Origin of the sequence: Mycobacterium sp., assembly GCF_050701515.1 — a bacterium.
Taxonomy (GTDB): Bacteria; Actinomycetota; Actinomycetes; order Mycobacteriales; family Mycobacteriaceae; genus Mycobacterium.
Genome location: NZ_JBOGDB010000154.1, coordinates 1 through 5697, shown reverse-complemented (window position 1 = coordinate 5697; position 5697 = coordinate 1). Strand labels below are relative to the sequence as shown.

General features: G+C 67.8%; 5 protein-coding genes and 1 pseudogene. All 6 read left to right on the top strand.

Going from position 1 to position 5697, the window contains the following annotated elements:
- A partial coding sequence (thrS, locus tag ACRDU5_RS13090; RefSeq protein WP_526614980.1) for a threonine--tRNA ligase occupies positions 1-1983 on the top strand: 1983 nt, incomplete at its 5' end.
- On the top strand, positions 1980-2546 hold the full coding sequence (locus ACRDU5_RS13085) for an ATP adenylyltransferase (protein ID WP_526614978.1): 567 nt from the start codon (positions 1980-1982) through the stop codon (positions 2544-2546). The genes thrS and ACRDU5_RS13085, both read left to right, overlap by 4 nt.
- The gene (gene pgsA / locus ACRDU5_RS13080; RefSeq protein WP_526614977.1) at positions 2543-3244 is read left to right on the top strand and encodes a phosphatidylinositol phosphate synthase; all 702 of its coding nucleotides are present in this window, start codon (positions 2543-2545) and stop codon (positions 3242-3244) included. The genes ACRDU5_RS13085 and pgsA overlap by 4 nt, the downstream gene beginning before the upstream one ends.
- Positions 3245-3303: 59 nt before the next feature.
- On the top strand, positions 3304-4194 hold the full coding sequence (locus ACRDU5_RS13075) for a phosphatidylinositol mannoside acyltransferase (protein ID WP_526614981.1): 891 nt from the start codon (positions 3304-3306) through the stop codon (positions 4192-4194).
- The gene (locus tag ACRDU5_RS13070; protein ID WP_526614976.1) at positions 4194-5318 is read left to right on the top strand and encodes a glycosyltransferase family 4 protein; all 1125 of its coding nucleotides are present in this window, start codon (positions 4194-4196) and stop codon (positions 5316-5318) included. Before ACRDU5_RS13075 ends, ACRDU5_RS13070 begins: the two co-directional genes overlap by 1 nt.
- A pseudogene (locus ACRDU5_RS13065) lies at positions 5315-5697 on the top strand (exopolyphosphatase); the annotation flags it as partial. The gene ACRDU5_RS13070 and the pseudogene ACRDU5_RS13065, both read left to right, overlap by 4 nt.

Here is a 5697-nt window from a genome sequence, read left to right as displayed (position 1 = left end):
GTCCGGGACGCGGGGCTGCCGAGCCGCGGCGCCGCCGATGCGATCGTCGTGATCCGTGACGCCGACGGGCGGCTGCGCGACCTGAGCTGGGTACCCGACGCCGACGCCGAGGTGACGCCGGTGGCCGCCGACACCGAGGACGGCCGCAGTGTGATCCGGCATTCGGCGGCGCACGTGCTTGCCCAAGCCGTTCAGGAGAAGTTCCCGGAAGCCAAACTGGGCATCGGGCCGCCGATCACCGACGGCTTCTATTACGACTTCGACGTGGCGGAGGCGTTCACGCCGGAAGACCTGGAGGCGCTCGAGAAGCGCATGCGCCAGATCGTCAAGGAAGGCCAACTGTTTTCCCGGCGGGTCTACGAATCGAAAGACCAGGCGCGCGAGGAACTTGCCAACGAGCCGTACAAGTTGGAGCTCGTGGACGACAAGTCCGGTGATCCCGAGGTTATGGAGGTCGGCGGCGATGAGCTGACCGCGTACGACAACCTCAATCCCCGCACCCGCCAGCGGGTTTGGGGCGATCTGTGCCGTGGGCCGCACATTCCGACCACGAAGTTCATTCCGGCGTTCAAGCTGACCCGCAGCTCGGCCGCGTACTGGCGAGGCAACCAGGACAACGCCAGCCTGCAGCGCATCTACGGCACCGCGTGGGAGTCGCAGCAGGCGCTCGACCGCCACGTGGAGCTGATCGAGGAGGCGCAGCGTCGCGACCATCGCAAGATCGGCGTCGAGCTCGACCTGTTCAGCTTCCCCGACGAAATCGGCTCCGGCCTGGCGGTTTTCCATCCCAAGGGTGGCATCGTGCGCAGGGAACTGGAGGAGTACTCGCGACGCAAGCACATCGAGGCCGGCTACGAGTTCGTCAACTCGCCGCACATCACCAAGGCGCAGCTGTTCCACACGTCGGGCCACCTGGACTGGTACGCCGACGGCATGTTCCCGCCGATGCACCTCGACGCCGAGTACGACGAGGACGGCACGCTGCGCAAGCCCGGCCAGGACTACTACCTCAAGCCGATGAACTGTCCGATGCATTGCCTGATCTTCCGTGCCCGCGGGCGGTCGTATCGCGAACTGCCATTGCGGCTCTTCGAGTTCGGCACCGTCTACCGTTACGAACTCTCCGGCGTCGTGCACGGGCTGACAAGGGTGCGCGGCCTGACCATGGACGACGCGCACATTTACTGCACCCGCGAGCAGATGCGCGACGAGCTGACCTCGCTGTTGCGTTTCGTGCTCGACCTGCTCGCCGACTACGGCCTGACCGACTTCTATCTGGAGCTGTCCACCAAGGATCCGGACAAGTTCGTCGGCTCCGCGGAGGCGTGGGAGGAGGCCACCGACGTGCTGGCCGAGGTGGGCGCCGCATCCGGACTGGAACTGGTGCCCGACCCCGGCGGCGCGGCGTTCTACGGGCCGAAGATCTCGGTCCAGGTCAAGGACGCGCTGGGCCGGACCTGGCAGATGTCGACCATCCAGCTGGACTTCAACTTCCCGGAGCGCTTCGAGCTGGAGTACACCGCCGACGACGGCACCCGGCAGCGGCCGGTGATGATCCACCGCGCGCTTTTCGGGTCGATCGAGCGGTTCTTCGGCATCCTCACCGAGCACTATGCCGGCGCCTTCCCGGCGTGGCTGGCGCCGGTGCAGGTGGTCGGCATCCCGGTGGCAGACGGACACGTGGCCTACCTGGAAAGCGTTGCCGAGCAGCTGAAGTCGCACGGTATCCGCGTAGAGGTGGACACCAGCGACGATCGGATGGCCAAGAAGATCGTCAATCACACCAACCAGAAGGTGCCATTCATGCTGCTGGCCGGCGATCGCGACGTCGAGGCCGGCGCGGTGAGCTTCCGGTTCGGCGACCGTAGCCAGGTCAACGGAGTGCCCCGCGACGAGGCGGTCGAGGCGATCGTGAACTGGATCGCAAACCGCGAAAATGCGGCGCCCACAGCGGAATTGATCAAGGCAGGCACGACGACGTGACCGAACACCGGCCGTATGACGAGCACACAGTCGTCGATCGCGGCGTCGGCGAATCGGATCATCTGCAGCGCCTCTGGACGCCGTACCGGATGAACTACCTCGCCGAAGCCCCGATGAAACGCGATCCCGCTTCGCAGCCGGAGCCGTTCACCGACATCCCCACGCTGTCCGACGAGGACGGCCTGGTCGTCGCCCGCGGCGAGACCGTCTATGTGGTGCTGAACCTCTATCCGTACAACCCCGGGCACCTGATGGTGGTGCCGTATCGGCGGGTGTCCGAGCTCGAAGACCTCACCGCGGAGGAGAGTGCCGATCTGATGGCGTTCACACAGAAGGCCATTCGGGTGATCAAGAACGTCTCGAAGCCGATGGGTTTCAACGTCGGGCTGAACCTGGGCCGGGTGTCCGGCGGATCGTTGGCCGAGCACCTGCATATGCACGTCGTCCCGCGCTGGATCGGTGACGCGAACTTCATCACGATCATCGGGGACTCCAAGGTCATCCCGCAGCTGCTGCGCGACACCCGCGAACTGCTCGCGACCGAGTGGACGAAACAACCGTGAGCGACTTCTATCTGATGACCCGCGCGGCGTACGAAAAGCTCTCGACGCCGGTCGCCAAGGGCGCGCTGCGCGCCGGGTTCACGCCGGACGGCATCACCATCGTCGGCACCGCGGGGACGGTGATCGCGGCGCTGACGCTGTACCCGATCGGACAGCTGTGGTGGGGCTCGGTGGCGGTGTCTTTCTTCGTGCTGGCCGACATGCTCGACGGCGCGATGGCCCGGGTGCGCGGCGGCGGCACCCGGTTCGGAGCGGTGCTGGACGCCACCTGCGACCGGATCGCCGACGGCGCGGTGTTCGCCGGGCTGCTGTGGTGGGCGGCGTTCGGGCTGCACAGCGCGTCGCTGGTGGTGGCCATCCTGATCTGCCTGGTGACCTCGCAGGTGATCTCCTACGTCAAGGCGCGCGCCGAGGCCAGCGGCCTGAGCGGCGAGGGTGGGCTGATCGAGCGGCCGGAGCGCCTGATCATCGTCCTGGTCGGCGCGGGGCTGTCCGGCGTGTGGTTCCTGCACATGCCGTGGTTGGTGCACGTCGCGATGTGGGTGCTCGCAGTCGCCAGCGTGGTCACTCTGCTGCAGCGTCTGCACACCGTGCGGACCTCACCGGGCGCGATGGAGCCGAAGCAGCAGGCCGAGTCCGGCGAAAAACCCGAGAAGTGGGGGCACCACCCGCCCGTAGGGCAGGGGGATGAGCAGTGACCACCACCCCGACGGGACCGCAGGCGACTCGTGGCAGCCGTTTCCCGCTCGGGGGCCAGATCACCGATTTTGGCTACGCGGCGGGCTGGCGACTGGTCCGCGCGATGCCGGAATTGGTGGCGCGCAACGCCTTCGACGCCGGCGCGGTCTACGCCTCCCGCAACGGCGGGCCCGCGCAACTGCGCAAGAACCTGGCCCGCGTCCTCGGCGTGACACCAGCCAGGGTGCCGGACGGGCTGATTCGTGCATCGCTGGCCTCATACGCCCGATATTGGCGGGAGGCATTTCGGTTGCCGTCTATGGACCTACCCGCCGTCGCCCGTCGCCTCGACGAGGTGTTCATCGGGGCGGACAGGCTTCAGGCGGCCATGGACGCTGGGCGTGGTGGCGTGCTGGCGCTGCCGCACAGCGGAAACTGGGATATGGCCGGAGTGTGGCTGGCCCGCAAGCACGGCACCTTTGCCACGGTTGTCGAGCGCCTCAAGCCGGAGTCGTTGTACCGGCGTTTCATCGAATACCGGGAGAGCCTGGGGTTCGAGGTGATTCCGCTGTCGGGTGGTGAACGGCCGCCGTTCGAGCTACTCGCTGAGCGGCTGCGCGGCAACAAGTTCGTGTGCCTGATGGCGGAACGCGACCTGACCCGCAACGGTGTGCAGGTCGACTTCTTTGGCGAGCCCACCCGGATGCCGGCCGGTCCGGCGAAACTGGCCATCGAGACCGGTGCGCCACTGCACCCGGCGCACGTCTACTACGACGGCGACGACTGTGTGGTCCATGTTCATGACGCGCTGGACACGTCGTCGGGTGACGTCGCCGCCATCACCCAGGCATTGGCGGACCGGTTCGCCAAAGGCATCGCCGCACATCCCGCCGACTGGCACATGCTGCAGCCGCAGTGGCTGGCCGATCTGTCCGCGGAACGGCAGGCCAAACTCAGGGGCGATACCTGATGCGCATCGGCATGGTGTGCCCGTACTCGTTCGACGTCCCCGGGGGCGTGCAGTCCCATGTGCTGCAACTGGCGGAGGTGATGCGGACCCGTGGTCACGACGTCAGCGTGCTGGCGCCGTCGTCGCCGCACGTCAAGCTGCCCGACTACGTGGTCTCCGGCGGCAAGGCGGTACCGATTCCGTACAACAAGTCGGTGGCGCGGCTGCGGTTCGGCCCGGCCACCCACCGCAAGGTCAAACGCTGGTTGACCGACGGCGACTTCGACGTGCTGCACCTGCACGAGCCGAACGCCCCCAGCCTGTCGATGCTGGCGTTGATGGTGGCGGAGGGCCCCATCGTGGCGACTTTCCACACCTCGACCACCAAATCACTGACACTGTCGGTCTTTCAGGGCATCCTGCGGCCCTGGCACGAGAAGATCGTCGGCCGCATCGCGGTGTCCGATCTGGCGCGGCGCTGGCAGATGGAGGCACTCGGCTCGGACGCCGTCGAGATCCCCAACGGCGTCGACGTGGCGTCGTTCGCGTCGGCGCCGTGCCTGGACGGATACCCGCGACCGGGGAGGTCGGTGTTGTTCCTCGGTCGGTTCGACGAGCCCCGCAAGGGCATGGAGGTGCTGGTCGCTGCGCTGCCCACGCTGGTCGAGCGATTTCCTGACATCGAGATCCTGATCGTGGGCCGCGGCGACGAAGACGAACTGCGCGAGGAGGTCGGGCCGCTGGCCGGGCACCTGCGCTTCCTCGGCCAGGTCGACGACGCCGCAAAGGCATCGGCGATGCGCAGCGCCGACGTCTACTGCGCGCCCCACACCGGCGGCGAGAGCTTCGGCATCGTGCTGGTCGAGGCGATGGCCGCCGGTACCCCGGTGGTGGCCAGCGACCTGGACGCCTTCCGCCGGGTGTTGCTCGACGGCAAGGCCGGCCGATTAGTGCCCGTCGACGACGCCGATGAACTTGCGGCCGGCCTCACCGAGGTGCTGGAGAACGACGTCGCGCGCGGCCGCTACATCGAGTCGGCCACCGAGGCTGTGCACCGCTACGACTGGTCGGTGGTGGAACGCCAGATCATGCGGGTCTACGAGACGGTCGCCGGGGCTGGGGCGAAGGTGCAGGTGGCCAGGTGATCACCTGGATCGTGGTCATCGCCCTGCTGGTCCTGCTGGCGGCGCTGCTGTTGGTGGCGGGGTGGGCTTATCAGACCGCACACCGGCTGGACCGGCTGCACGTTCGCTACGATCTGTCCTGGCAGGCGCTCGACGGCGCGCTGGCCCGCCGCGCGGTGGTGGCCCGCGCGGCCGCCGTGGACGCCTATGGGGCCGGACCCGAAGGCAAGCGGCTCGCAACATTGGCCGACACCGCCGAGCAGGCCCCGCGAGGCGCCAGGGAAGCCGCCGAGAACGAACTGTCCGCGGCGCTGGCGCTGGTCGACCCGGTGTCGGTGCCGGTGGCGCTGGTCGCCGAGCTGGCCGATGCCGAGGCACGCGTGCTGCTGGCCCGCCGTTT